Source organism: Archangium sp. (genome assembly GCF_036389735.1).
Classification (GTDB): domain Bacteria; phylum Myxococcota; class Myxococcia; order Myxococcales; family Myxococcaceae; genus Archangium.
The window spans coordinates 1-2,482 of record NZ_DASVWK010000229.1; the positions used below are offsets into that span (position 1 = coordinate 1).

General features: G+C 65.6%; 2 protein-coding genes and 1 pseudogene. 2 read left to right on the forward strand and 1 reads right to left on the reverse strand.

What is annotated here, in order from left to right; genetic code table 11:
• Nucleotides 1-217, reverse strand: a pseudogene (locus tag VF794_RS08425) (radical SAM protein); the annotation flags it as partial.
• Nucleotides 218-400: 183 nt separating this feature from the next.
• Here VF794_RS08425 and ald point away from each other — a divergent pair.
• Nucleotides 401-1,531, forward strand: a complete 1,131-nt coding sequence (gene ald, locus VF794_RS08430) for an alanine dehydrogenase (RefSeq protein ID WP_331108669.1) — start codon at nucleotides 401-403, stop codon at nucleotides 1,529-1,531.
• 203 nt (nucleotides 1,532-1,734) lie between these two features.
• Nucleotides 1,735-2,406 carry a sigma-70 family RNA polymerase sigma factor gene (locus tag VF794_RS08435; protein WP_331108670.1) on the forward strand — a complete coding sequence of 224 codons (672 nt, stop codon included), beginning with the start codon at nucleotides 1,735-1,737 and terminating at the stop codon, nucleotides 2,404-2,406.
• The last annotated feature ends 76 nt before the right edge of the window (nucleotides 2,407-2,482 follow it).

The window sequence follows — 2,482 nt, forward strand, 5'->3', positions numbered from 1 at the left end:
TCATCTCGCGCACCAGCTCCAGCTCACCCGTCTCGGGGTTGAGTCCCACGGGTAGACGACCCGGCAGGTGCACGAGACGACCAGCGGACGGCAGCGGAATGGGCTTGTCCTGCGGGGGAACGAGCTCTTCTCCGCTGCGCAGGGTAGCAAGGAGGTAGGGGTGCTCCATCACTCGACCCTTGGGGTCCGCGAAGAGGAGCTTGGGTGCCAAAGTCATGATCCCGTTAACTACCACTGGTGCGCCAACCTTTCGACGCATCGCGCTTTCACGGTGCGTGAGGGCCCTTGTCGGAGCGCGTCTTGACTCCCCCCGGGCCCCTGCCTAGGGTCCGCCCGATTTTGCCGCCCACGGGCGGACACTTTCACCGCCTATTGGCGGACCATTTCGGAGGCACCCCAAGTGATTGTCGGAGTTCCCAAGGAGATCAAGACCCGTGAGTACCGTGTTGGCATGGTTCCGGCGGGCGTTCGCGCCCTGACGAGCACCGGCCACACGGTTCTGGTCGAGACGAACGCTGGCGTCGGCTCCGGCATCCCCGACTCGGAGTACCAGCGCGTGGGCGCGCAGATCGTCCAGAGCGCGGACGAGGTCTGGAAGCGCGCCGAGATGATCGTGAAGGTGAAGGAGCCCATCGCGCCCGAGTACGAGCGCATCCAGAACGGGCAGGTCATCTACACGTACTTCCACCTGTCCGGCGTGGACCCGGAGCTCACCCGCACCCTGGTGAAGAAGAAGGCCTCCGCGGTGGCCTACGAGACCATCCAGCTGGATGACGGCTCGCTGCCGCTGCTCAAGCCGATGTCCGAGGTGGCCGGCAAGATGGCCATCCAGGTCGGCGCCACGTGCCTGGAGAAGGCCCACGGCGGCAAGGGCATCCTCCTGGGTGGCGTGCCCGGCGTGCGCCGCGGCCGCGTCACCATCATCGGCGGTGGCGTGGTGGGCACCTGCGCGGCCAAGGTGGCCGTGGGCATGGGCGCCGAGGTCACCATCATCGACATCAACCTCGAGCGCCTCACCTACCTGGACGACGTGTTCCTCGGTCGCGTGGCCACCCTGGCCTCCGACTCCGAGAGCATCGCCCGGAGCGTGCGCGAGGCGGACCTCGTCGTCGGCGGCGTGCTCATCCCCGGCGCGGCCGCGCCCAAGCTCGTCTCCGAGGCCCTCATCGCCGAGATGAGCCCCGGCTCCGTGGTGGTGGACGTGGCGGTGGACCAGGGCGGCTGCATCGAGACCTGCGTGCCCACCACCCACGACAACCCCACCTTCGTGAAGCACGGCGTGGTGCACTACTGCGTGGCCAACATGCCCGGCGCGGTGCCCCAGACGTCCACCTTCGCCCTCACCAACACCACCCGGCCCTACGCCCGGAAGATCGCCGACATGGGCCTCGTCGAGGCCATCAAGAGCGACAAGTCCCTGGCCCGCGGCCTCAACACCTACAACGGCCACGTCACCTACGAGGCCGTCGCCAAGGACCTCGGGTACAACTACCTCTCCATCTTCGACGCCATCGGCTCGAAGGCCCGGTAGTCAACCCTGCCACACCCCGGTGGAGGGTTTTCAGGAGAACTCCTGGAATAATTCCCTCCACCGGTTGTCTCCCGCCCGCCGGGGCAGCCGTGCGAACGGCGCAGGTTTGCTTTGTGTTGTTGCCCAATATGTTCCCGTGCATACATTGCCGGGTAGGGAACGACTCAATCGCCTGTAATTTCGGGCCTCTGGAAGGCGGGAGCATGCTGGACTTCAGGCAAAACAACCGGACGAAGCAGGAATTCGAGGAACTGGCACTCGCTCACCTCGACCCCCTGTACTCCGCGGCCCTGAGGCTGACGAAGAACGAGCGGGACGCCGAGGACCTGGTGCAGGACACCTGCATGAGGGCCTACCGCTTCTTCGATAAGTTCGAGCGCGGCACCAACATCAAGGCCTGGCTCTTCAAGATCCTCACCAACACCTTCATCAACCGCTACCGGCGCAAGGTGAAGGAGCGCAGTGTGGTGGAAGGTGTGGAGCGCGAGGCGGTGCACGAGCGCTTCGTGAGCCGGGACGCGACGGACTTCGCGGCCAACCCCGAGCAGTACTTCTTCGATCGCCTCCTGTCGGATGACGTGCTGCGCTCCATCGACGCGCTGCCCATCGACTTCCGGCTGGTGGTCATCCTCGCGGACCTGCAGGAGTTCTCCTACAAGGAGATCGCGGAGATCCTCGAGTGCCCCGTGGGCACGGTGATGAGCCGGCTGTTCCGCGGACGCAAGCTGCTGCAGAAGACGCTGCGCGAGTACGCGCAGGGCTCTGGCGTGCTGCGTCAGGACGAGCCCGCCCAGGCCGCGAACGCGGATGGCACGGCCGCCGCGGGTTCACCAACGAACCTCGAAGATTACCGACGCAGGAAGAAGGTGGGGTAGATCGAGGTTGATGGCCCCGGAAATATTTCTTCACGATATTTCCGAACGGGACCCCCACCATCTCCCGCCCTGAGCG